This window comes from Streptomyces sirii (genome assembly GCF_045690365.1).
In the GTDB taxonomy this organism is placed as follows: domain Bacteria; phylum Actinomycetota; class Actinomycetes; order Streptomycetales; family Streptomycetaceae; genus Streptomyces; species Streptomyces sirii.
The window spans coordinates 7115135-7137895 of record NZ_CP147982.1 but is presented as its reverse complement, the minus strand read 5'-3'; the positions used below and the strand labels follow the sequence as shown (position 1 = coordinate 7137895).

Genomic DNA, 22761 nt, shown 5'->3' with positions numbered 1-22761 from the left:
CCGCGGCCGGCGCCGCCGACAGTGGCGGTATCGCCACGGTTCAAAAGGATCCCGCCACGCGGTACCGGGCAGGGTTACTCGCCCCGGGTGAAGGTGCGCCGGTACTCGCTCGGTGTGGTGCCGAGGATGCGCTGGAAGTGCAGCCGCAGGTTCGCGCCGGTGCCGAGCCCGACGTCGGCGGCGATCTGTTCGACGCTGCGCTGCGAGCGCTCGAGCAGTTCGCGGGCCAGGTCGATGCGGGCGCGCATCACCCACTGCATCGGCGTGTAGCCGGTCTCCTCGACGAAGCGGCGGGAGAACGTGCGCGGCGAGACCTCGGCCTGCCGCGCCAGCATGTCGAGGGTGAGGGGCTCGCCGAGTCGGTGCAGCGCCCACTCTCGGGTGGCGGCGAACCGCTCGCCGAGCGGCTCGGGGACACTGCGCGGCACGTACTGGGCCTGGCCGCCGCTGCGGTAGGGGGCCGCGACCAGACGCCGGGCCGCGTGGTTGGACGCGGCCACTCCGAGGTCACCGCGCAGGATGTGCAGGCACAGGTCGATGCCGGAGGCGGCGCCGGCCGAGGTGAGCACGCTGCCCTCGTCGACGAACAGTACGTTCTCGTCGACCTGGACGAGCGGGTGCCTGGCCACGAGTGCCCGTGTGTAGTGCCAGTGCGTCGTGGCGCGCCTGCCGTCGAGCAGGCCCGTGGCGGCGAGCGCGAAGGCGCCCGTCGAGATGGCGGCGAGCCGCGCGCCCCGGTCGTGGGCGGCGATCAGTGCGTCGATGACGGCCTGCGGCGGGTCGTCGCGGTCCGGGAACCGGTAGCCGGGGACGAAGACGATGTCGGCCCATGCAAGGGCGTCGAGGCCATGGTCGACGTAGTACGCCAGGCCATCGCCGCCGGTCACGAGACCGGGGCTCGCCCCGCACACCCGCACCTCGTACGGCATGCTCGCGCGGGTCGTGAAAACCTGCGCGGGAATTCCGACATCGAGCGGCTTCGCACCCTCGAGCACGAGGACGGCGACGCGATGCAGGCGGGAGGCTGACACAGGAAGAGGGTACGTGGGGCGTGACTTCGATACGCCCACAGCGCGAACCGGACGGACGACGACACACCGGCCGGGCTGTCTTCCACCTTGCAGTCCACCGCCCGCCCCAGCCTTCGCCCGCCTCCAGCCGATCCGAGACCAACCCCGCGCTCGAGAGGAACCTCTACCCTCCACGCTCTCCACCCTCGCGCACAGCCTCTGACGATTGGCCCACTATCCGCGATTGGCTCCAGCCGTGTCAGCGCGGGAGATCGTGGAGGCGTGTACGCCGGCCGAGGCAGTGGCGATGACTTCGTCCAGGACGTCGCGGGAGCGGACGAGGTCGGTGATCATTCGATTGATGCGATCTCGTTCCGCAGTGAGGTCGTTGACCAGCCGTGGCGTGGCGTTCTCGCTGGGGGCCCCGTCCACGTCCCGCATGCAGGGGAGCAGCTGCGCGATCTTCTTGCTGTTCAACCCCGCGGCGTAGAGGGCCTGAATGCGGATGACCCGGTCGACCGCCCACTCGCCGTAATGCCGTTGGCCTCCCGGAGTACGCTCGCCCCTCAGCAGCCCCTGCGTCTCGTAGTAGCGCAGCGAACGCGCGCTCACGCCACTGTGCCGAGCCAGTTCACCGATCCGCATTCCCCACCTCGCATGCCGCCCCAGGGCTTGGGCTTGAACCTGACACCAGTGTCAACTCCTACCGTACCGGCATGACGAACACACCGGTTGCCTCCAGCCTCTTCGAGCCCACCCGCCTCGGCGCCCTGCGCATGCCGAACCGTTTGGTGATGGCACCAATGACCCGCAACCGCGCCGGCGCCGACGGCGTCCCGCAACCGATCATGGCCACCTACTACGCCCAGCGTGCCTCAGCGGGGCTGATCATCGCCGAGGCATCCACTCCGAACGCCGTGGGGCAGACCTACCCCGACATCACCGCGATCTACAACGAGGCACATGTGGCCGGTTGGCGACGCGTCACCAACGCCGTGCACGCTGCGGGCGGCCGGATGTTCTTGCAGCTTCAGCACGGTGGCCGGGTCGGCCACCCCGACACCAGCGGGTTGGCCCCGGTTGCGCCCTCTCCGGTCCCGCTTCCGGACACGATCTTCACTCCCAGCGGGCACCAGAACGCCGTCGTGCCCCGTGAGATGACGGTCGGCGAGATCCACTCCACCGTGACCGACTTCGCCGCTGCCGCCCGCAACGCCGTCGACGCCGGCTTTGCCGGTGTGGAGGTGCACGCCGCCAACGGCTACCTTCTGCACCAGTTCCTGGCGAAGGGAACCAACCACCGCACTGACGCCTACGGTGGATCGGTGGCCGACCGCATTCGGTTCACGGTCGAGGTGGTCCAGGCCGTCGCCGAAGCGATCGGCCCCGAGCGGGTGGGCGTGCGGATCGCGCCCGGACTCACCGTCAACGGCATAGACGAGGGCGATACCGAGGACATCTACCCGGCGCTCATCACTGCCCTGGCCGATGTCGGCCTCGCCTACCTGCACATCGTCTTCGCGGATCCGGACCAGCCCCTCTTCCAGGAGATCCGTAAGACCTGGCCGGGCACGCTGATCGCCAACCCGGTCCTCGGGTGGGGGAAGCCGTTGCCGGCCGACGGCGGAAAGCACGAAGGCGAGCGGCTTCTCGCGGCAGGAGCCGACCTGATCTCACTCGGCCGCCCCTTCCTCGCCAACCCTGACCTGGTCGAACGACTGCGCACCGGTGCGCCGATCAACCAGGTACGAGACCAGGGCCTGATGTACACGGGCGGTGAGACCGGGTACACCGACTATCCCGTGCTGACCGCCGCCCAGAACCGAGCCGAGACGCCCGAACCCGTCGGATCGTGACCACCTCGAGCCAGGGCCGCCCGTACTGCCGGGGCCCCTCTGTCGCATCCCACCTCGAGCTCATCGAGGACGTGACCTGCCGTGAACCGCGGCTGATGGTCGAACGGGTGATGGACACAGGACGCCCCACGCGCCCTGCCCCCCCCTGGGCCACCCGCCCCCCCGGAAGCTCGCAGGACCAACCAGCGCCGCGACTGCCCGCCGGCCGCCGATCTCACCCCGGCCGACACCGAGTTCGACAACAACGTCCTGGCCGGCTCGCCGAGCCGGAGAAACCCAGCGCCCAACGTCCGAGGGCCTGGCGAGCGGGGGCGGGCGCAGCCCGGGATCACCTCGGTGGCCTTCTTCCGCCCGCCGCCGGGACGCCTCACCCGCCCGAGCGGCGCTTCACCCGATTCCAGCTCGTACACGCCTTTGCGAACTGTGGCCTCGCTCATCCCGGACGCCGACGCGACAGCCCGGATCCCGCCATGCCCCAGAATCCGGGTCTCGGTCCCAGCTAGCAGACGCCGCTGCCGCTCATCCAGGTGGCGAAACAACACCTCAAACTTCGCAGCGAGTTGGTCCTTGACCTCACTTGCTATGCCCGTACCAGGTCAACGATCGGCAGGGCAGGAAGCCACACGGTGTTCTCCTGCGAGCTCTTAGTTCGGCTGGCCGATCGGCCGGACCACCAGCGTGTTCACGTCCACGCCGCGTGGCTGGGAGATCGCCCACACGACGGTGTCCACCAGGTGCTCGGCGGAGATCATCGCGCCCGCCGCGTCGGCGCCGCCGGGGCGGTCGTCCCAGAACGGCGTCAGCACCCGGCCCGGCGCGATCAGCGTCGTACCGACCCCGTACCCGGTCGTCAGCATGCGGACGTTCTCCGCCAGCCCGGTCACCGCGAACTTCGTCATCGAGTAGAGGTTGCCGGGCGTGTTCTTGAACCCCGCGACGCTCCCGATCAGCACGATCCGACCCTGCGACGCCTTGAGCGCCGGGAGCGCCGCCCGCACCAGCAGTGCGGGGCCCAGGACGTTGGTGAGCACCATGCCCCGCCACTCCTCGGGGTCGCCGGTCTCGACGGTGCCGTTGGTCGCGTACCCGGCGTTGGCGATCGCGTAGTCCAGGCGCCCGAACACGCGCACGGTCTCCTCAATCGCCGACGACACCTGCCCCCAGTCCGCCGCGTCCCCCTCGAACGTCAGCAGCCGGTCGCCCGCGCCCGCCTGTGCCGCGGCCTCGGCCAGTACGGCCAGCTTCTTCGTGCTGCGCCCGGTCGCCGCGACCCGATGGCCGAGGGCCAGCAGGCGGCGCACGGTCTCCGCCCCGATCCCGCTCGACCCGCCGGTGATGAAAGTGACGGGCGCTTCGGTGCTCTCGATGGACGTGTTCCCGTTGGACATGGTCTCCCCGTGTGCTGGTGCGGTGCGCGCGGAAGTGCGGCGTCATCGCCGCCCCGACGCTAAGTCGTGCCGGGCCCCCGCGTCCACGCCATTGCCGATCACGGCGCTGAAGGCGTCTCCCAGCGCTTCACCCGAAGCGGCGCCGCCGCCACGAAGGGGGCAGATCCGGCGCCCCCGTTGCACGCCCAGAAGCCCCGCCCTCCCCATCTCCTCCAGGCTGTCACCACGCGCCCCACGGCCGCACACCCCTCCGCGGCCCACACTCGCCAGCTCCATGACGCGCGATGAAGTTTGCGGACGGGCACCGACATTGAGTACGCGTACTCAAGCCCATGGCTGACAGGGCTACGCATACTCGCGCCATGCGCATGGAATCTCCGGGGTGCCCGGACTGCGGAATGCCTCTGTGGTCGCCTCCACCCGCTCAGTGCACCCGTTGCCGACTGCCCCTGACCGGGCCGGATGCCTTCGCGTTGTGGCAGGTCACAGGAGAGTTGAGCGCGCTGGACGCACGCAGGCAGTGGCTGGCGCAGCGGCACAACGAGTTGCTGGCCGCGCTGCGGGCACGCCGAGACGCACCCCCAGGAATGCCGTTGAGCGCTCCCGTGGCCGGCGGCGGTGCTGCAGGCGCCTCGGGGCGGGAGATCTCCACGCCGTCGGCCCGTACAGCGCTGCTGGTCGTCGGCGGAGTGCTGGTGGTCGTGGCCGCGCTGGTGTTCACGGTGGTGAGCTGGGGACGGCTGGGTATCGGCGGGCGGGCCGCTGTACTGCTCGCGCTGACCGCGTGCGCGCTCGCGCTGCCCCGTCCGCTGCGGCGGCGGCAGCTCACGGCCACCGCCGAGGCGTCGGCCGCGGTGGGACTCGCCCTGGTGCTCCTGGACGGCTACGCAGCCCGGCAGGCCGGACTTGGCGGTCTGGACCGCGTCGGGACGGCGGGCTACTGGGCGGTGCTCACCACGCTGACAGCGGTGGGAGCGGTGGTCTACGGATGGTGGCAGCGGCTCCGGCTCCCGCTGCCCGTGGGGTTCTTGATGGCACGACTGCCCGGTCTCCTGGGCACTGCCGCCTTGGGCGGAACGGCCGAGGACTACGCGACCGCAATGATCGCCACGGCCGCGGTGGACTTCGCGGTTCTGTACGCGCTCACGGCACGAGCCGCCGGCGGGCACACCGGGCTCCGCGACCGGCTGGGCGGCGAACGAGCTGCCACCACCCTGGTCACGGCGGCCGGGGCGGTGGGCGGCGGATGGGCGTTGCTGGGCGGGGTGCTCGCTGCAGGGCACGCGGTGGTTGCGCCGTCGCCGGCAGAGGTGGTGCGGTCCTGGGTACCGCTGGGGCTGCTGGTGCTGCTCGGCATGGCGCTGTGCCGCGGCTTTCGCAGTCTGCCGTTCGCACTGCGCTCCGGTGGCGAGGGCGTGGCCGTCCTGGCGCTGATCGTGGCCGTCGGCGCCGGTTTGCGGTACGCCACGCCGGCGGGATGGGCTGTGGCCGGATATGCGGCGCCGGCGGCGTTCATCGCCGTGTGGGCGGCGGTGTCCTGTGCACGGAGCGGCCGGTGGGCCAAGACCACGACGGGTGGGCCGTTCGCACCGCCGCCCGAAGCTGCGGCTGCGGTGGGAGAGCTGGTCGCCGCCTCCACCATCCTGCTGTCGTCCTGTGTTGTGGTGCTGCCGGACCTCGCGCAGGCCCTTGTCCAGCCCGTCGCCCACGGCGTGGCGCTCTGGGGCTACGGTCACCCGCCGCAGTGGAGCTGGCGGCTCGCGACCGCGCCGCTGGTCGTGCTCTGGTTGTTCGCCTCCGTCCTGGCCGCCATGGCCGTAGTGCGTACCCGTGCCGTCGGCGACCGGCACACGGACCGACTGGCGAACGCGCTGCACAACACCGCAGCACTGGCTGCCGTACCCGCGCTGCTCCTGCTGCCGGTGGCGCTGGGGCTGCCGTACGGGTGGGTGCCGGCGGTCGCCGCTGTGGCGGCCGTCGCCGTAGCGGTGGACGTCGTGCGCCGGCGGGGGGCCACACTCGTACCGCGGCTCCTGGCGCTGGCCGCCACCGGCGCTCTCGCCTTGCTGTGGTCATCGCCCGATCGGACTGCCGTGCTCGCGGTGTGCGGGACCTTCGCCGCATCGGCCGCTGTACTCGCCCACGTCCTCTCGGCGCCGACCGCCCGGCCCACCGAGCGCGCGACGGCGCGTGTGGCGGGTGCCTTCTCCGTCCTGGCCCTGGGCGTCGAGGCGGTCGCGTCCGGGCTCACCGCCGGCCTGCCCGCGCACGTCACAGCGTTCGTGGTACTCGCGGTCGCTGTCGCCTCCGCCTGTGCCGCGGCGGCCTGGCACCGCGTCCCAGGGCGCGATCAGGTCTCCACAGCCGTCGAAGGCACGGGGTACGCCCTTGCGGCAACCGCCCTCGCCCTGACGGCCCCTCACCCCGGTGCGCTGAGCCTCGCCCTCGCCGTGACGGGGATCGCGGGCCTGGCCATCGCGCTGCGCCCGGACCGCCGCCGCGCCGCACTCGTCGGAACCGCCCTTCTCATCGCCTCCTCCTGGGTGCGCCTCGCCCTGGCCGACGTCTCCTTCCCCGAGGCGTACACGCTCCCGGTCACAGCAGCCGCACTGGTCATCGGCCACCGCCGTCGTACGAGCACCCCGGGGACGGGCTCCTGGCCCGCCTACGGGGCGGCGCTGGGCGCGACCATGCTCCCCAGCCTCGCCGCCGTGTGGAGCGACGAGAACTGGGTGCGCCCGCTACTCCTGGGCGGGGCGGCCCTGCTCGCCACCGTTGTCGGGGTACGGACGCGCCTGCAGGCACCGCTGGTCGTCGGCGGCGCCGTACTCGTTCTGGTCGGACTGCACGAACTCGCCCCGGCCGTGGTCCAGGTGCTCGGCCTCCTGCCCCGCTGGGTGCCGCTGGCCGCAGCCGGACTGCTCCTGCTGCTGCTCGGGGCCACCTACGAGAAGCGGATCGGCGAGGCCCGGCGCGTGCGTGACACGATGCGCAGCATGAGGTGAGCCTTCGACGCCGCCCCTGCGAGGGCAAGATCGCCACCTCATCGGTCGGCGCCGACGCGTCCCGCCCGCCCGCACTCTCAACTGGCCGACTGCGACGCTGAGCGGCCAACCAAGGGCCTGCCGGATGGGTGCCGGCTTCACCAGGCGGGCACCAAGGCAACCGCCTGGTGAACCCGGGCGTCTGACCAGCTGACTGCAATGATCACGAGACGTATCGGGGGACCGAGCATGGCCATCACGCTGGCCGAGGAGATCATGCTGCTCTCCCTGGACGATGAGTCCGGGGCGCCGGAGCAGCGGCATGCGGCGGGCTGGGCCGTCGCGGGCGGGATCCTGCTGGAACTCGTCCTCGCCGGGAGGGCAACCGTCGAGGGCAAGCACCTCAAACTGATAGACAGGACGCCGACCGGTGAGCGATTGCTCGATGACCGAATGGCGCTGATCGACGCCTGGCTGCGCAGCCGCGAAAGGCGCCGAGTGACGGAGTGGCTGACGAAGGACCAGGGCAAGGCCGCCAACGCGGCTGTGGAAGGCCTATGTGCGCGCGGCGTGGTCGTCGAGCAGCAGCACAGGACCCTCGGCCTGTTCCCGACGCGCCGCTACCCCGAGGCCGACAGCGCGCCCGAGAGGGAACTGCGTCAGCGGCTCCAGGCGGTCGTCCTGGACGGCGCCGCCCCGGACGAGCGCACAGCGGGCCTCATCGCCCTGATCCACGCTGCCAAGCTGCACCGCCTGGCATTCCCCAATGTCCCGCATAAGCAGGTGGCCGACCGGATGGCAGGGATCGCGGCCGGCCAGTGGGCAGCCGAGAGCGTGCGTACGGCGATCCGCGACATGCAGGCGGCCATGGCGGTTTTCGCTGTCGCCGCTGCCACGGCCGCAAGCTAGGCCCGTCACCCGACCCACCGGACAACACACCCAGGCGGTGCTCAGCAGGAGGGGCGCCAGCGGCCAAAGCGGGCAACGGCCGCGGTGTCCTGGATGCTGGTCGCCACTTCTACTTCCTCCTGGAACAGGAGCAGAGCTGACCTGCTCCACCGACACGGCTACAGTCCCGCGGCTGATGGCGCCTTGGCGCGTCGGCCAGTTACTCACCTCGATTGCACACGCGACCGATAGTTCTGGGGGGAAGCTCAACTCATGCGCATACAGGCAGCTCTGGTGGAGTCCACCGGTGGCCCGTTCACCGTTCACGACGTCCACATCGAGGAGCCGCGGCCGGACGAGATCCTGGTTCGGATCACCGCGGCCGGCATCTGCAACACCGACCTCAGCACCCGGCAGATCTGGCCCCAGCCGCGCCTACCCATGGTCTTCGGTCATGAAGGCGCCGGCGTCGTCGAAGCCGTCGGTACCGCCGTGACCACCGTCGTCCCCGGCGACACCGTATGCCTTAGCTACCGCAGCTGTGGCGCGTGCGGAAATTGCACATCGGCCCGGTCCGCGTACTGCGAGGCAGGCATCAACGCTCTCAACGCGACCGGCACCCGCAGCGACGGGAGCACCCCCCTCTCCCGTGACGGCGAACCGGTCTTCGGCAACTTCTTCGGCCAGAGCAGCTTCGCCTCGTACGCCATCGCCTACGAGAGCAACTGCGTCAAGATTCCCGCCGACCTCGCCCCTGTCCTTGCCGCCCCGCTCGGCTGCGGAGTGCAGACCGGCGCCGGCACGGTCCTCAACGTCCTACAGCCGGCTGCAGGTTCGTCGCTCGTTGTGTTCGGCGCCGGCGGAGTCGGGCTGAGCGCGGTCATGGCCGCGGTGTCCGAGGGTTGCTCGGTGGTCGCCGTTGATCCGGTCGCGTCCCGCCGTGCGGTAGCGCGAGACCTCGGCGCCGTCGCAGCCCTCGACCCAAGGGACGTTGACGATGTGGCGGCAGCAGTCCGGGACATCACCTCCGGCGGCCCGCACCACGCCATCGACACCACCGGCCAGCCGATCGTGATCTCCCAGGCCATCGCGGCCCTGCGGCACCGCGGCGCGCTGGCGCTGGTCGGCATCGGGAAGTCGGCCGAGATCGACATCATGACGGTGATAAGGAAGGGGATCCAGCTGCGAGGCGTGATCGAGGGAGACGCGGTCCCCCACGAGTTCATCCCCCGCCTCATCACGCTCCACGAGCAGGGCAAGCTCCCTCTGGAGAAGTTGATCACCCCGTACCCCTTCAGCGAGATTGAGGCGGCCGCGCGGGCAGCAGCCGCCGGTGAGGTCATCAAGCCCGTCCTCACCTTCAGCTGACCGCTCGCCCCCGCGCGCGGTCGGCTTCGACGAGCGCGCACGTGGGGTGCGTACAGGTACCAGCCGGGTTCAGCGTGGGCGCGGTGGATAAGCCGGGAGGCGAGGACATTGCCCTGGCCGGCCGCGATCATCGCGGTGTGGTCCAGACAGTCGGGCCCGCGCAGCCTCACATCCGGGATCTCAGCACGTCGACCTCACAGCCCGGCGCGAACGGGTCGAAGCCGTGCTCGATCAGCCAGCGAACTGCCAGCAGGCTTCGCAACGACCACCACGCGTGGATCACGTCGAGGTCGATGTCGGTGCCATAGCCGGCGAGGACGTCGTCGAGGTGCTCCTCGTGTCCGAGCGTGAAGGTGGCGAGGTCGTACAAGGCATCACCCTGGCCCGCCTCGGACCAGTCGATGATGCCCGTGACCTCGTCGCCGTCGACGAAGACGTGCGCGATCTGCAGGTCGCCGTGCGTGAACGCCGGAGTCCACGGCCGGAGTGCGGCCTCGGCGACTTGGCGGTTGTGGGTGACCAGGTCAGCGGGCAGGAGGCCGTTCGTCACGAGCAACTCGCACTCGTCGTCGAGTTCCGCCGCCAGCGCGACGATGCTCCGGCCGGCCCGGCCGGGCAGGGGCGGCAGCGGCGCGTCGTGCATCTTCCGGATGGCGGCGCCCGCCGCGGCCCACGCCGCCGACGACCCGGTCGACGGTCCGCCGAGGCGCCCAAGCGTCGTCCCCGGGAGTGCGGCTATCGCGAGCACGGGCGGCTTGCGCCACAGGACCTCCGGGGTCGGGACCGGCGCGAGGGACATCGCCTCGACCTCGACGTCGATGCGCGCCTGATCGGCGTCCACCTTCAGGAACACGTCGCCGACGCGCAGGGTCGCGCGCTCGGAATGGGCGACAACGACTTCGACCTCATCCATGGGCGACCAGTATCCCGGGGATGATCGCCGACGTCGCCGAGTTTATCGCGTGCGATCACGCGGCTGACCATGTCCCGCTACCCGGCGGCCTCGTGCACGACACCGACCTCTGACCAGGTCAAGTCCACCACGCCACCAGCCCTTTTCCCACCGAGAGCAGCCGCACCACCTATGAGCTCTTTGAGTCAGCGCGGCACTCGCTCATGTTTCTACGTGCCAGCTTCCTGGCCTTCGACGATGGAAGTCAGCCCGTCGAGGAGTGCCTTGAGGCCGAATTCGAAGAGCGCGTCGAGACGCAGGTCGTAGCCGTCCTCGAAGGCTCCGACCACCTTGGCGAAGGTCGGGAAGCGGCCGGATTCCACCAGTTCTTGGAGGGCGGGGGCGCGGCTGTCCATCCACTGGTCTTCCGACTGGCCCGTGGCGGCTTCGGCGTGCGCCTCCCTCTCCAGGTGCACCGCCAGGCCCTGGACATGGCTGTAGAGCAGGACGTGGATGTCGAACAGCGTCGTGGGGTCGAGGCCGTGGCCGTCGAGGGCGCCCAGCACCCACTCGCCGTGGACCATCAGATTGGGCACGAGCAACGGCCGTGTGAGGGAGCCGAGTTGGGCCAGCCACGGGTGCTTCCGGTACAGGCTCCACAGGGTCCGGGCGCCCAGCTCGATGCGCATACGCCAATCCTCGGGGGCGTCCGCGCGATAGGACTTCTCGCCGAACGCGGCGTCGGCCATGTGCAGGACAAGGTCTTCCTTGCTCGGGACGTACCGGTAGGTCGACATCGCCGCGACGCCGAGGCGGGCCGCGATGCCGCGCATGGAGAGCGCCGAGAGCCCTTCGGCGTCGGCGCCGCCGGCTACTGCCCTTCCCCCCTCTCGGGGCAGGGCACCAGCCTGGCCCTCGTGGGCGCCCACGTGCTGGCCGACTGCCTTGCCCGGGCCAACGGCGACCACCGCACGGCGTGTGCCCGCTACGAGCGGCGGATGCGCCCCTTCGTCACCCTCAACCAGGCCCTGGCCACCGAGAATCCCGGCGGACCCGCCTCGGAGGAATCCGTCGCGCACGCCAAGAACGCTCTCTCACTGGACAGCTGATCCCCTGGGCTGCTGCTCAGCTACGTACCTACCGCGCCCCGTCCTGCGAGGTCTCACATGCGAGGGCAGCTTGCGGGCGGCCAGGGCGCCGAGTGCGGCGATGACCGACAGGACCATGAGTGTGCGGCTCGTCGTGGCGGTGAGGCCGGTCAGCATGGTCGCGGTGGCTACGCCGAGCGTGGGGCCGATGTTCATCGCGGTCTGCTGGAGCCCACCGGCCACGCCGGCCTCTCCCACGGACGCGTGCCGCACGATGACGGCGGTCGCGGTGACCATCACGGTGCCGAAGCCGGCGCCGAGCAGGAGGCAGCCCGTACCGATCGTCAACGCCGTTGAACTGCGGTCGAGTTGGGCGAGGAGGAGGATGCCGGCGGTCACCAGGGCCATCGCGGCGGCGGAGGTGCGGCGAGGGCCGTACCGGCGTTGCAGCACGGCCGCGGCGGGTGCGCTCAGCACCATCATCACGGCCAGCGGAAGTACCCGCAGACCGCACTGGAGCGGGTCCAACCCGAGGACGTCCTGGAGGAAGTAGGTGGCGACGAAGAGGGTGCCGAACAGGGCGGCGGAGGCGGACAGGAGAATCGCGAGCGCGGCGGCAATGGTGCTTGAACCCAGCACACTTGGCGGGATCAGGGGGCACGTCGTACGCCGCTCGTGGCGGATGAACGCGGCGCCGGCGACCGCCGCCGCGACCGGTCCCAGCACGACGGTCGTCGTCCACCCCGACTCCGGCAGGGCGACGAGGGTGTGGACCAGGCACACCAGGGTGAGCGCGAGCAGGCCGGCACCGGGCAGGTCGAGCCGGGTGACGGCGGCGCGCCCCGGCGCCTGTGGGGTCGCCTCGGGCAGGCGTACGGTGAGCGCCAGTAGCCCGGCCAGCACCGCCGGTGCCACGTTGAGGAAGAAGACGGCCCGCCAGCCCAGGTGGGCGACGAGTGCGCCGCCGACGACCGGGCCGGCGGCGGCCGCCAGTCCGATGGCACTGGTGCGCAGTGCGAGGGGCATACCGAGCCGGTCGGGCGGGTACGCGGCGCGCAGCATGCCCAGTGTGGCCGGTTGCAGCAGTGCGCCGAAGACTCCTTGGGCGACGCGCAGGCCGATCACCCAGCCGACGCCGGGCGCCAGACCGATGGCCGCCGAAGCGGCGCCGAAGCCCAGGATCCCGGTGGCGAAGACCTTTTGGTGGCCGTATCGGTCGCCGAGGCGGCCTGCGAAGACGAGCAGGCCGGCCACGGCGATGAGGTATCCGGTGCTGGTCCACTGGACCTGTACGAACGAGGCGTGCAGGTCCCGTTGCAGGGTGGGCTGTGCGACGGTCAGCACGGTGCCGTCGAGGGCGACGATCGCGGCTCCGGTGATGCTGCCGGCGAGGGTGAGGCGCCGCTGGCGTAGGGAGGTCATCGGTCCTCCGGCCCGAGGTGCGCGTCCAGTGCGGCGCGCAGCAGCGGTTCGACGTCGTCGGCGTCCGTCGCGAGCTGGAGGCTGCCCCATCCCCACAGCTGGGCGATGCCGTGCAGATTCGCCCACAGCGCGCCCGCGATCACTGGTGGCGCCTGGTCGGCGGACGGCCGCGCTCGGGCGACGAGGTCCACGAGCACGCGGAACAGCGGCAGGCTGGTCTCCCGCAGTCCGTGCTGGTTGCTCTCCAGGAGGTCGTGTCGGAACATCAGCTCGTACATTCCGCGGCGGGTCCGTGCGAAGTCGAGGTAGCACCTGCCCAGCGCCGTGAGCTGCGATCGCGGGTCCGTTCCTGCGCTGTCGAGCGCTTCGGCGGCCGTGGCGGCCAGCTCGGTGAAGCCCTGCCGCGCGATCGCGGACAGCAGGGCCAGGTGGGTCGGGAAGTACCGGCGCGGGGCTCCGTGCGAGACCCCGGCCCGGCGGGCGATCTCCCGTAGCGACAGGGCTTGTGCGCCCTGGCTGTTCACCAGGTCGACACCGGCCTCGACCAGACGGGCACGCAGGCCCGCGTCCTGCACAGGTTCATTCATAGACACTGTCTACCAGAGCGGGTAGACAGTGTCTACGCCAACGGGGCGACGGTCCCCCACACCCCGTCAGACAGCTGAGCCCCGCACGCCGTCAACGGTGAAGCGGTGACGGGGTGCGGGGCTCGCGGGCATACAACGACGCCGGCCGCCGCGCCCCGTGGGGGCGAGCGCGACGGCCGGCGCAGGGAGCTGAGGCGACTACTCGACGACCTTCAGCAGCTTGTTGGGCGTGCCCTCGCTCGGGTTGGAGATCTTGTCGGGCGTGGCACCTTCGGTCAGGGCCTTCTCCACGTCCGCGGGCTTGGCGTCCTTGTGACCGGCCAGGTAGACCGCGGCGGCACCGACGACGTGCGGGGTCGCCATGGAGGTGCCGGAGATGGTGTTGGTGGCGTCGTCACCGGTGTTCCAGTCCGAGGTGATGTCGGAGCCGGGGGCGTAGAGGTCCACCACGCTGCCGAAGTTGGAGAAGTCGGACTGCTCGTCCTTGTCGGTGCTGGAGGCCACCGTGATGGCTTCCTTCACGCGCGCCGGGGAGCCCTGGCCCGCGTCGGCGGACTCGTTGCCCGCCGCGACAGCGAAGGTGACACCGGAGTCGATGGCCTTCTTCACGGCCGCGTCGAGGGCCTCGTCCGCGCCGCCACCGAGGGACATGTTGGCGACCGAGGGGCCCTTGTGGTTCTTGGTGACCCAGTCGATGCCCGCGACGACCTGCTCGGTGCTGCCGGAGCCCTGGTCGTCGAGCACGCGGACGGCGACGATCTTCGCCTTCTTGGCCACACCGTGCGCCTCGCCGGCGATGGTGCCCGCGACGTGCGTGCCGTGGCCGTTGCCGTCGTCGGCGTTGTCGTCGTTGTCGATCGCGTCGAAGCCGGAGCTGGCGCGGCCGCCGAAGTCCTTGTGGCTGATGCGGACACCGGTGTCGATGACGTACGCGGTGACGCCCTCACCGGCGCTGTCGGGGTAGTTGTACTTCTTGTCGCCCTCGGTGTCCGCCTGGTCGATGCGGTCCAGGCCCCACGACGGCGGGTTGTCCTGGGTGGCGTCGATGTGGAACTTCTTGTTCTGGACGACCTTGTCGACGGCCGGGTCGGCGGCGAGGCGCTTGGCCTCCTCCTCGTTCAGACCGGTCGTCGAGAAGCCGCCGACGGAGGAGAAGTTCCGCTTGACCTTGCCACCGTACTTGGAGGCCAGGTCGCCGCTCTGCGCGGTGCGGACCGACTTCTTCATCATGACGATGTAGCTGCCGTTCACGGCACCCTTGGCCTCGGCTCCGTAGATCTTGCCTTCGGCCGGGGTCGGGGCCGGGGATGCGCCCGCGGTGACGGCGGTGACCGCGGCGACACCCGTCGCGGCGACCGCGGCGGCTATCGACGTGATGAGCCGCTTCTTGCTGGAACGCTTGTGAGCCATTGCGAGGGTTCTCCTCGTTCGTGGTGTGGGGGGAAGCGTTGCGTCAACAGCCCGTGCACACAGGAAGATCTGCGTTCGGGCTGGCTCGAAACCCTGTCTGATTGACGAGTCCAATTCAAGGGGGACCCGGCCGTGTGAGATAAGCAACAAGCCTGCAAAAGGATCAAACAGCCCTATAACTGTGCAAAAGATGTTGCGACTTGAAGCATTCAGGCACAACTCTGTTTACTTTCCCGCAACAGAGGGCAGGTTCGGGCCTATTTGATGACTGTTCCGGACTCATTCGGGCAACGCGGACTCGATGAGGTCCGCCGCCCGACGGGTGCCGCCCTCACTCGCCCCCTGGCGGCGCAACCGCTCGGCCCGCGCGGCGACTTCGGGGTCGTTCACCAGGGACAGCACCGCCTCGCGCAGCGCCTGCGCGGTGGCCTCCTCCTTCGGCAGATGCCTGCCGACACCGAGCGCCTGGAGCATGTCGGCGTTGCCGAACTGGTCCACGGCCTGCGGTACGCACACCATGGGCACCCCGTTCGCCAGGCCCTCCTGACTGCCGCCCATCCCGGCGTGGGTGATGAAGGCGTCCGCCTGGCGCAGGACGGCGAGCTGCGGCACCCAGTGGTGCACCTCGATGTTGTCCGGGACCTCCCCGAGTTGCGACGGGTCGACGAACTTCCCTATCTGCAGCACCACATGCCAGTCCCGCAGCCCGCCGAACGCCTCGACGCACTCCCGGTAGAAGGCCGGTTCGTCGGTGAACGCCGAGCCGAGGGAGACCAGCAGCACCTTGGCGTCGGACGGCAGATGCGCCGGCCGCCGCCAGTCGCCCTGGTGGGAGCGATCGCCCTGGCAGGAGCCGACAAAGGTGAACACGGACGCGTCGACCCGGTCGGCGTGCGGCTGCATGGCCTGGGGGATGAGGACCAGGCAGCGGTCGGGCTGCGCGGCGAGGCGGTCGGGGTCGGTACGGGTGGCCATGTCGTGCTCGTCGAGCCAGGCCTGGAAGCGCGCGTAGTACGCCCGGCCGCGCTCGGTGGCCCGCAGTTCGGCCCGCACTCCGGCGACCTCCGCCTCGTACCCCTCCCAGGCGACCATGTTCGGCGAGAGCTGGATGGCGGGGACCTGCCATCGGTGCGCGAGCAGCGGCGCCGGGTAGGCGGTGATGTCGTAGAGGACGAGGTCCGGCTCATCGCCCTCGTAGGCCGCGAGCAGCTGCGGCAGTGCCTGGACGGCGTCGTCGAGGAACGGCTCGATGTTGTCGATGAGTTCGGTGCCCCAGGCCTCCGGCTTGTCGTCGGTGGGCAGGGTCGAGTTCCACAGCAGGGGCTCGGCCCCGGTGCCGGCGATCAGGTCGGCGAAGGAGGGCGGGATGGCGTAGGTGACGCGGTGGCCGCGGGCGACGAGCTCCCGTATGACCTCCAGGCTGGGGTTGACGTGACCGTGGGCCGCGATGCTGAACATCGCGATATGGGCGGGCCTTTGGGCGCGGGGCATACGAGAACTCCTTGGCGAGGGCGCGCGGAGGCGGTGGACGGGACACCCGGACAGGGATTCCAGGGCCGGGACGCCACATCAGACTAGACGAGACGGCTCGTCTCGCACAATCTGCGGCGATGCCCGCCCGCGTACGGCGATGGCCCCCGCGGACCGTTCACCCGCTCGCCCGCTCGGCGCGCCGACTCCCGCCGTCTCCTTCAGCGCTGATACCGCGCCAGCACCACGTTGCCGTCCTCGACCAGTCGCTCCCGCAAGGTGCTCAGGCCGATGGCGCCGCTGTAGTACTCCTGCAGACCGGGGGTCGCGATCTTGTCCTTCCACTCCGGGTAGCCGCGAACGGACTGCGCGGGGGCGGAACGCAACGATCCGGCCAGTGCGGTACCCGTGGCCCACTCGTACCTCCGCACCCGCAGCGCCGGGTCCGCCAGCGCCTCCCGACCGGTCGGCAGCAGCCAGTCGCCCAGGGCGAGCCGGACCATGTTCGCCGGCCTGAGGAGGAAGTCGATGAAGGCCATCGCCTCCTCCTTGAACGGGCAGTCCTCGGCGATCGACAGCGTCTGCGGGCTGACGCCCTGGTCGAGCGCGGTGCCCCGGGGAGCGGGCAGCACCGTCCAGTCGAAGCCCCGGGGAGCCTGCTGGGCGATCTGCTGACGGTAGGAGAAGCCGAGCGGCACCATCGCGTAGCGGCCGGCGAAGAATCCCGGGAGGGTGTCGGAACCGCCCATGCCCAGGGTCGCGCGGGAGGCGCTGCGGTCGACGTTCAGCTGGTCGTGGACGGTGCGGGGCACCACCTGGTCGACGGCGTCGAAGCGGACCTCCACCTTGCCGTCGGGGTGGCGGTGGAAGACCCGGCCGCCCGTGGACAGGGCGAGGTTGAGGGTGGCCGAAACGGGTTCCTTCAGCGGCCAGGCGACCCCGTAGTCGGTGCCGCGGGTCAGCCGCTGGGCGACCTCGGCGAACTCCTGCCAGGTCCAGGGGTGTTCGGGAGTGGGGATCCGTACGCGGGAGCGCCGCAGCTTGCCGCGGTCGGCGATCAGCACCCGGGGTTCCTGGAGGAACGGGACACCGTAGATCCGGCCGTTGAAGGTGCCGGTCTCCCAGCTCCGGCGCGGGATGTCCTGCTTCAGGCGCGGCGGCAGGAGGTCGGTGAGGTCGGCGAGATCACCGCCGTAGGCGAAGTCCGCGAGGTCGTCGGAGGCGTCGTGGATGATGTCCGGGGCCTCGCCGCCCTCGAAGGAGGTCAGCAGCTGGTCGTGGACGGTGGACCAGGCGCCCTGCACATACTGCACCTGGACCTTGGGGTGCCGGCTGTTCCACTCCGCGACCAGCTGCTTGTTGGCCTTGAGGGAGTCCTGCTGCCAGGCGAGCGACTGGAAGCGCAGCGTGATGCGGCCGCCGGCCCCGCGGCGGCGCCGGCCGTCCGCGCAGCCCGGCAGCAGGGCCGCGGCGGGCAGTGCGGCGGCGGCCGCGGCCGCGAGCAGCCTGCGACGGGCGAGAGGGGCGGCCGTCGTCGTCTCGTCGCCGGCCCGCATCAGTGCTTCACCGCCCCGGCGAGCATCCCGCCCGTGATCCGCCGTTGGATCACGGCGAACAGCAGCAGGCTGGGGAGGGTGGCCAGTAGCGCCGCGGCGGCGAGCGGGCCGAGGTCGGCGACGCCCTCCGTCCCGAGGAAGTGGGTCAGCACGACCGGCAGGGTCTGCTTCCCGGGCGACTTGAGCAGGACCAGGGCGAAGAAGAACTCGTTCCAGGCGGTGATGAAGGCGAACAGCCCGGTGGCCACGATGCCCGGCGCGAGCAGCGGCGCGGTCACCGAGACGAGCGTACGGACCCGGCCCGCACCGTCCACGGCGGCCGCCTCCTCCAACTCGGGCGGCACCGCCCGGACGTAGCCGGTCAGCATCCACAGGGCGAACGGCAGCGACCAGACCACATAGACCATGATCAGGCCGATCCGGGAGTCCACCAGATGCAGGCCCTTCAGGACCAGGAACAGCGGGATGATCACCAGCACCAGCGGGAAGGCCTGGCTGATCACGACCCAGCCCGTGGCGGCCCGCGAGAGCCGGTTGCGGTAGCGCGCCAGGACGTACGCCATCGGGGTCGCCAGCACGATCGCGATCAGTGCGGAGACCGCGGCGGCCAGCAGGCTGTTGCCCGCGGCGGCCAGCAGCGGCTGCTGTTCGAAGGCCTGCCGGAAGTTCTCCAGGGTCGGCGCCTTCGGTGTCCAGGTGGGGTGGATACTGCCCAGCTCGCGCGGTGGCTTGAACGCGGTGGAGAGCAGCCAGAGGAAGGGCAGGGCGAGGAAGAGGAGGTAGGCCAGGAGCGCGGTGTACTGGCCGGTGCGGGTGGCGGTGCGCCGCACGGCGCCGGCGCCCGCCGTCCGCCGCGGGGCTCCGCGCTCCGTCCGGCTCGTCGCCGCCGTGGCGCTCGTCCGCGGTGCCTCGCTCGTCCGCCGCGCACCGTTCACCGGTCGTCCTCCCCCTTCAGCCGGCCGACCAGATAGCAGGCCAGGAGCACCGAGATCACCGCGACCATCGCCAGGCCCATCGTGGCGGCGTACCCGAACTGCCCGTAACGGAAGGCCTCTTCGTACGCGAAGAGCATCGGCAGCCTGGTGCGGCCGCCGGGTCCGCCGTCGGTCAGCACATAGACCAGGGCGAAGGAGTTGAAGTTCCAGATGAAGTTGAGGGCGGTGACGGCGAGCGCGATGGGCCTGATGGCCGGCCAGGTCACCGTACGGAAGCGGCGCCAGGCCCCCGCACCGTCCATGGCCGCGGCCTCGTGCAGCTCGTGCGGAACGTTCTGCAGACCGGCCAGGAGGGTGACGGTGGTCTGCGGCATCCCGGCCCAGACGCCGACGAGGATGACCGCGGGCAGGGCGGTGGCCAGCCCGCTCAGCCAGTCGCGGCCATCCGCTCCCGAAAGGCCGAGGTCGCGCAGCGTCTCGTTCAGGACACCGGCGTCCGGGTGGTAGACCAGCCGCCACATGATGCCGACGACGACCTCGGGCATCGCCCACGGAATGATCGCCAGCGCCCGGGTCAGCCAGCGCAGCCGCAGGTTCAGATGGAGCAGCAGGGCGAGGCCGAGGGCCAGGAAGAACTGCGGGACGGTGACGCCGAAGGCCCATAACAGGCCGATTCGGAACGAATCCCAGAACAGGGAGTCCTGGAAGAGGTCGGAGAAGTTCAGCAGTCCCACGAACCGGGTGGCCTGGACCCGGCCCGACTGGGCGTCGGTGAACGCCAGCCCGATGCCGTACAGCAGGGGCCCCACGCTCAGCACCAGGATCGGGAGCAGCGCGGGCAGCACGAGGAACCACGCGCCGTGGTCGCGCCGCGCGCTCCCGGCGCGACCGGCCTCCGCCGCGGTGGACCGCCGGGGCGCGGTCGCGAGGGTCACCGCGGGGACTCCCCGCCGTGTGTGCCCGCCTTCGGCGCTGTTGCCATCGCGCTCCCCCGTCCCCCGTTGCTCGACGTCGTGTCCCCGGTCGGCCGCCGTCATCGTCGTGAGGGCCGCCACCGCAGTCAAGGTCCCGGTCGCGATCCATGGCGGAACTCCCCGCGGGATGAGTGCCGGGAGGTGCCCTGCGACACTGGTCGCGATCGCGCACCGCAGGAGGCATCACCATGACCGAACCGAGCCCCGCCGCCTTCACCGAGGCACGCGCCCGGGACGTACTGGCCGCGGCCGGGCGGCCGGACGCGGCGGCCGACGCCCGGCTGCTCGCGCTCGGTGAGAACGCCGTCTTCGCCCTCGGCGACGGCGGTCCGGTGGTACGGGTGGGCCGCAGCGCCGAACTCCTGGAGCGCGCCGAGCGGGAACTGGACGTGGCGCAGTGGCTGGCCACAGCGGGCGTACCGGCGGTGCGGGCCGCGGAGCCGGTGGCCACGCTCGTCGACGGGCACCCCGTGACGTACTGGGAGCGGCTGCCGGAGGCCGTCCGCCCCGCCGGGCCGCAGGATCTCGCCGCGCTGCTGAAGCTGGTCCACGCCCTGCCGGAGCCGCCGTTCGCGCTGCCCCGGCGCGAGCTGCTGGGCGGCGTCGAACGCTGGCTGCGGCTGGCGGGCGACGCCGTGTCCGCGCCGGACGCGGAGTATCTGCGCGGCCGACGCGATGCGTTCGCGGCCGCCGCCACGGCGCTGGAGCCGCATCTGCCGCGCGGTCCGATCCACGGCGACGCGCTGACCCGCAACGTCCATGTCGGACCCGACGGTCCGGTGCTGGTGGACCTGGAGACCTTCTCCTGCGATCTGCGCGAACACGATCTGGTCGTGATGGCGCTGAGCCGGGACCGCTACGGCCTGGGCCCGGACGCCTACGACACCTTCGTGTCCGTCTACGGCTGGGACGTACGGGACTGGGAGGGCTGCGCCGTGCTGCGCGGGTCCCGGGAGACGGCGAGCTGCGCCTGGGTCTCGCAGCACGCACCCGGAAACCCGGCGGCGCTCAAGGAGTTCCGGCGCCGGATCGCCTCACTGCGGGAGAAGGACGCGACGGTGCGGTGGTATCCGTTCTGAGGCGGGGAGCGGTGTAGGCGTCCGTGCCGGGACGGCCGGGCCCCGTACGAAGACGGACGGGGCACGCTGCGGCGGGCGGCCGCGCCGGCGCTACCGGGCCGGCCCGGCCTGGTACGGAATCAGCGGCCAGGCCGGCTCGACGATCGCCCGGGGGTCGCCGGAGCGCCGCAAGTACGCCTGGAACGAGGCCGCTTGCTCGGCGGCCGCCTGCTCCTGGAGGTCGTGCAGAGCCCGGGGCGAGGGGATGGCGACGGCCGGGTACTTCTCCCCTATGCGGCGAGCGACTCCGGCGGCGGCCGCCGCGTCCGCGCCCGCTTCGTGTGCGTCCTCCAGCCGGACTCCGTAATGGCCGCACAGCGCCTGCAGCGCACGCTTGCCCTTGCGGTAGCGGTCCACATGCTTGTCGAGGACGAGCGGGTCGATGACCGGGGCGGGGCCCTGGCCCAGCCGGTCGGTCAAGGTCCGCAGGCCGTGGCGCCGGCATTCGCGGTCCAGGAGGGAGAGGTCATAGCGGGCGTTCATCACCACCAGGGGGATCTCCGCGCGCAGGGCCTCGGCCAGCGCCTCGGTGATCTCCTCTACGGCCGTCGCCGGCGACTGCCCGTGCTCTTGGACATATGCGGTTGAAATGCCGTGTATGGCCGCGGCTTCATCGGGAATCGGCACGCCCGGATCCAGCAGCCAGGTCCGCTTCGCGGCCGCCCGGCCGTCCCCCTCCAGCCGGACCAGGGCAGCGGTGACGATGCGGTCCTGCTCCACGTCCGTGCCCGTCGTCTCCAGGTCGAAGCCGACCAGCAGCTCCTGATGCCAGCTCATGCCGAAACCTCGCTTCGCTCGGCCTCGCACTCGCGCGGCGCGCACCCGCGTTCCACACGTTCCCTGCGCTCGCTGCCCTCGCTCATGCGGCCTCCTTCGGTGGTACTTCCCCCGTTGCTCGCCCACTCTCCCACGCACCACTGACAATCCACCGGCCGCCCGTCGCGGCACGGGCGCCCCTCGCGAGAGACGGCCCTAGGCTGACCGCCATGGACCTACGGCTGGCAGGACACGGCGCGCTGGTGACGGGCAGCAGTTCGGGGATCGGCGCGACCATCGCCGAGACGCTGGCGGACGAGGGGTGCGAGGTGCTGGTCCACGGGCGGAACGCCGGGGCCGCGGCGGCCGTCGCCGAGCGGATCGCGCGCCGTGGGGTACGGGCCGAGGTGGTGCTCGGCGACCTGACCGAACCCGGTGTCGCCGAGCAGGTCGCCCTCACCGCACGCGACTTCGGGGCGCACATCCTGGTCAACAACGCCGGTCCGTTCACCGAGCACGACTGGGAGAGCTCTCGGCCCGCCGACTGGCGCGCGGCCTTCGAGGGCAATGTGCTGCCGACGGTGCGGGTCAGTCAGACGCTGCTGCCCTCGCTGCGCGCGCACGGCTGGGGCCGGGTGATCACCATCGGCAGCCGGGCCGTCCGCACACCGCTGCCCAACATGGTGACGTACTCGGCGGCCAAGGCGGCCGTGGTGAACATGACCACGAGCCTGGCCAGGCATCTCGCGGGGAGCGGGGTGACCGCGAACTGCGTGAGCCCGGGAGTGATCGTCACCCCGTCGATGTACCGGATGTGGCAGGAACGGACCGCGGCCGACGACGGGCGCGGCAACGGGTCGGACGCGGCGGGCGAGCCTGGGGAACCGGGCGAGCCGGACGAGGCGGGCATCGTCGCGCAGTACGCGCCGAATCCGGTCGGGCGTCTGGGACGCCCGGAGGACATCGCGTCCGCGGTGGCCTATCTGGCGAGCCCGCGCGCCGATTACGTCAACGGAATCGAGCTGCGGGTCGACGGGGGCATCACGGGGACACCGTAGG

19 protein-coding genes and 2 pseudogenes are annotated in these 22761 nt (G+C 71.2%); 7 read left to right on the top strand and 14 right to left on the bottom strand.

Annotated elements, in window-relative coordinates; all coding sequences use genetic code 11:
• Window positions 1–74: 74 nt before the first annotated feature.
• Together WAB15_RS31715 and WAB15_RS31710 are read right to left on the bottom strand one after the other, a co-directional pair.
• Window positions 75–1031, bottom strand: a complete 957-nt coding sequence (locus WAB15_RS31715; RefSeq protein ID WP_407288327.1) for a GlxA family transcriptional regulator — start codon at window positions 1029–1031, stop codon at window positions 75–77.
• 213 nt (window positions 1032–1244) lie between these two features.
• Complete coding sequence (locus WAB15_RS31710; protein ID WP_407288326.1) at window positions 1245–1655, bottom strand: MerR family transcriptional regulator; 411 nt, start codon at window positions 1653–1655, stop codon at window positions 1245–1247.
• A gap of 71 nt (window positions 1656–1726) precedes the next feature.
• On the opposite strand from WAB15_RS31710, the gene WAB15_RS31705 reads away from it, so the two are divergent.
• Complete coding sequence (locus WAB15_RS31705) at window positions 1727–2866, top strand: alkene reductase (RefSeq protein ID WP_407288325.1); 1140 nt, start codon at window positions 1727–1729, stop codon at window positions 2864–2866.
• A 261-nt stretch (window positions 2867–3127) separates the two neighbouring features.
• Here the strand turns inward: WAB15_RS31705 and WAB15_RS31700 are convergent.
• Together WAB15_RS31700 and WAB15_RS31695 are read right to left on the bottom strand one after the other, a co-directional pair.
• Window positions 3128–3450, bottom strand: a pseudogene (locus WAB15_RS31700) (ISAzo13 family transposase); the annotation flags it as partial.
• A gap of 60 nt (window positions 3451–3510) precedes the next feature.
• A complete protein-coding gene (locus tag WAB15_RS31695; protein ID WP_407288324.1) occupies window positions 3511–4254 on the bottom strand; it encodes an SDR family oxidoreductase in 744 nt (247 codons plus the stop codon).
• Between the two features lie 494 nt (window positions 4255–4748).
• Between WAB15_RS31695 and WAB15_RS31690 the strand changes: the two genes are divergently transcribed.
• The 3 genes from WAB15_RS31690 (at window position 4749) to WAB15_RS31680 (ending at window position 9494) form a co-directional block, all read left to right on the top strand.
• Window positions 4749–7259, top strand: coding sequence for an SCO7613 C-terminal domain-containing membrane protein (locus WAB15_RS31690; protein ID WP_407288323.1), 2511 nt, complete (start codon window positions 4749–4751; stop codon window positions 7257–7259).
• Between the two features lie 228 nt (window positions 7260–7487).
• Window positions 7488–8147 (top strand): GPP34 family phosphoprotein, encoded by a 660-nt coding sequence (locus tag WAB15_RS31685; RefSeq protein ID WP_407288322.1) that lies wholly within the window; start codon window positions 7488–7490, stop codon window positions 8145–8147.
• 252 nt (window positions 8148–8399) lie between these two features.
• Window positions 8400–9494 (top strand): NAD(P)-dependent alcohol dehydrogenase, encoded by a 1095-nt coding sequence (locus WAB15_RS31680; protein WP_407288321.1) that lies wholly within the window; start codon window positions 8400–8402, stop codon window positions 9492–9494.
• Between the two features lie 166 nt (window positions 9495–9660).
• Here WAB15_RS31680 and WAB15_RS31675 read toward each other — a convergent pair whose 3' ends face one another.
• Window positions 9661–10407: a phosphotransferase family protein gene (locus tag WAB15_RS31675; RefSeq protein ID WP_407288320.1), complete on the bottom strand. Its 747-nt coding sequence runs from the start codon at window positions 10405–10407 to the stop codon at window positions 9661–9663.
• 209 nt (window positions 10408–10616) lie between these two features.
• Window positions 10617–11219: a TetR/AcrR family transcriptional regulator gene (locus tag WAB15_RS31670; protein ID WP_407288319.1), complete on the bottom strand. Its 603-nt coding sequence runs from the start codon at window positions 11217–11219 to the stop codon at window positions 10617–10619.
• Between the two features lie 24 nt (window positions 11220–11243).
• Here WAB15_RS31670 and WAB15_RS31665 point away from each other — a divergent pair.
• Window positions 11244–11495, top strand: a pseudogene (locus tag WAB15_RS31665) (hypothetical protein); the annotation flags it as partial.
• Here WAB15_RS31665 and WAB15_RS31660 read toward each other — a convergent pair.
• The 7 genes from WAB15_RS31660 to WAB15_RS31630 all read right to left on the bottom strand — a co-directional run bounded on the left by WAB15_RS31660 (window position 11481) and on the right by WAB15_RS31630 (window position 19789).
• Window positions 11481–12896 (bottom strand): MFS transporter, encoded by a 1416-nt coding sequence (locus tag WAB15_RS31660; RefSeq protein ID WP_407288318.1) that lies wholly within the window; start codon window positions 12894–12896, stop codon window positions 11481–11483. The pseudogene WAB15_RS31665 and the gene WAB15_RS31660 sit on opposite strands and share 15 nt — an antisense overlap.
• Window positions 12893–13483, bottom strand: coding sequence for a TetR/AcrR family transcriptional regulator (locus WAB15_RS31655; RefSeq protein ID WP_407288317.1), 591 nt, complete (start codon window positions 13481–13483; stop codon window positions 12893–12895). Before WAB15_RS31655 ends, WAB15_RS31660 begins: the two co-directional genes overlap by 4 nt.
• A 198-nt stretch (window positions 13484–13681) precedes the next feature.
• Entirely contained in the window at window positions 13682–14893 is a 1212-nt protein-coding gene (locus WAB15_RS31650; protein ID WP_399146288.1) for a S8 family serine peptidase, read from the bottom strand.
• A 279-nt stretch (window positions 14894–15172) separates the two neighbouring features.
• A complete protein-coding gene (mgt, locus tag WAB15_RS31645; RefSeq protein WP_407288316.1) occupies window positions 15173–16384 on the bottom strand; it encodes a macrolide-inactivating glycosyltransferase in 1212 nt (403 codons plus the stop codon).
• Window positions 16385–16584: 200 nt separating this feature from the next.
• Entirely contained in the window at window positions 16585–17919 is a 1335-nt protein-coding gene (locus WAB15_RS31640; protein WP_407288315.1) for an extracellular solute-binding protein, read from the bottom strand.
• Entirely contained in the window at window positions 17919–18749 is an 831-nt protein-coding gene (locus WAB15_RS31635; RefSeq protein WP_407289327.1) for a carbohydrate ABC transporter permease, read from the bottom strand. Before WAB15_RS31635 ends, WAB15_RS31640 begins: the two co-directional genes overlap by 1 nt.
• 101 nt (window positions 18750–18850) lie before the next feature.
• Window positions 18851–19789 (bottom strand): carbohydrate ABC transporter permease, encoded by a 939-nt coding sequence (locus tag WAB15_RS31630; RefSeq protein WP_399146285.1) that lies wholly within the window; start codon window positions 19787–19789, stop codon window positions 18851–18853.
• A 227-nt stretch (window positions 19790–20016) separates the two neighbouring features.
• Between WAB15_RS31630 and WAB15_RS31625 the strand changes: the two genes are divergently transcribed.
• Window positions 20017–20907 (top strand): aminoglycoside phosphotransferase family protein, encoded by an 891-nt coding sequence (locus WAB15_RS31625; protein ID WP_399146284.1) that lies wholly within the window; start codon window positions 20017–20019, stop codon window positions 20905–20907.
• A gap of 90 nt (window positions 20908–20997) precedes the next feature.
• On the opposite strand, the gene WAB15_RS31620 is transcribed toward WAB15_RS31625, so the two are convergent.
• Window positions 20998–21723: an exonuclease domain-containing protein gene (locus WAB15_RS31620; protein ID WP_407288314.1), complete on the bottom strand. Its 726-nt coding sequence runs from the start codon at window positions 21721–21723 to the stop codon at window positions 20998–21000.
• Window positions 21724–21932: 209 nt separating this feature from the next.
• Here WAB15_RS31620 and WAB15_RS31615 point away from each other — a divergent pair, with 209 nt between their 5' ends.
• The gene (locus tag WAB15_RS31615) at window positions 21933–22760 is read left to right on the top strand and encodes an SDR family NAD(P)-dependent oxidoreductase (protein ID WP_407288313.1); all 828 of its coding nucleotides are present in this window, start codon (window positions 21933–21935) and stop codon (window positions 22758–22760) included.
• Window position 22761 lies beyond the last annotated feature (1 nt).

Coding starts and splice junctions, on each gene's coding strand:
- WAB15_RS31710 (WP_407288326.1), bottom strand. CDS start 1,655: ATGCGGATCGGTGAACTGGCTCGGCACAGTGGCGTGAGCGCGCGTTCG.
- WAB15_RS31705 (WP_407288325.1), top strand. CDS start 1,727: ATGACGAACACACCGGTTGCCTCCAGCCTCTTCGAGCCCACCCGCCTC.
- WAB15_RS31695 (WP_407288324.1), bottom strand. CDS start 4,254: ATGTCCAACGGGAACACGTCCATCGAGAGCACCGAAGCGCCCGTCACT.
- WAB15_RS31685 (WP_407288322.1), top strand. CDS start 7,488: ATGGCCATCACGCTGGCCGAGGAGATCATGCTGCTCTCCCTGGACGAT.
- WAB15_RS31680 (WP_407288321.1), top strand. CDS start 8,400: ATGCGCATACAGGCAGCTCTGGTGGAGTCCACCGGTGGCCCGTTCACC.
- WAB15_RS31675 (WP_407288320.1), bottom strand. CDS start 10,407: ATGGATGAGGTCGAAGTCGTTGTCGCCCATTCCGAGCGCGCGACCCTG.
- WAB15_RS31670 (WP_407288319.1), bottom strand. CDS start 11,219: ATGCGCGGCATCGCGGCCCGCCTCGGCGTCGCGGCGATGTCGACCTAC.
- WAB15_RS31660 (WP_407288318.1), bottom strand. CDS start 12,896: ATGACCTCCCTACGCCAGCGGCGCCTCACCCTCGCCGGCAGCATCACC.
- WAB15_RS31655 (WP_407288317.1), bottom strand. CDS start 13,483: ATGAATGAACCTGTGCAGGACGCGGGCCTGCGTGCCCGTCTGGTCGAG.
- WAB15_RS31650 (WP_399146288.1), bottom strand. CDS start 14,893: ATGGCTCACAAGCGTTCCAGCAAGAAGCGGCTCATCACGTCGATAGCC.
- mgt (WP_407288316.1), bottom strand. CDS start 16,384: ATGCCCCGCGCCCAAAGGCCCGCCCATATCGCGATGTTCAGCATCGCG.
- WAB15_RS31640 (WP_407288315.1), bottom strand. CDS start 17,919: ATGCGGGCCGGCGACGAGACGACGACGGCCGCCCCTCTCGCCCGTCGC.
- WAB15_RS31625 (WP_399146284.1), top strand. CDS start 20,017: ATGACCGAACCGAGCCCCGCCGCCTTCACCGAGGCACGCGCCCGGGAC.
- WAB15_RS31620 (WP_407288314.1), bottom strand. CDS start 21,723: ATGAGCTGGCATCAGGAGCTGCTGGTCGGCTTCGACCTGGAGACGACG.
- WAB15_RS31615 (WP_407288313.1), top strand. CDS start 21,933: ATGGACCTACGGCTGGCAGGACACGGCGCGCTGGTGACGGGCAGCAGT.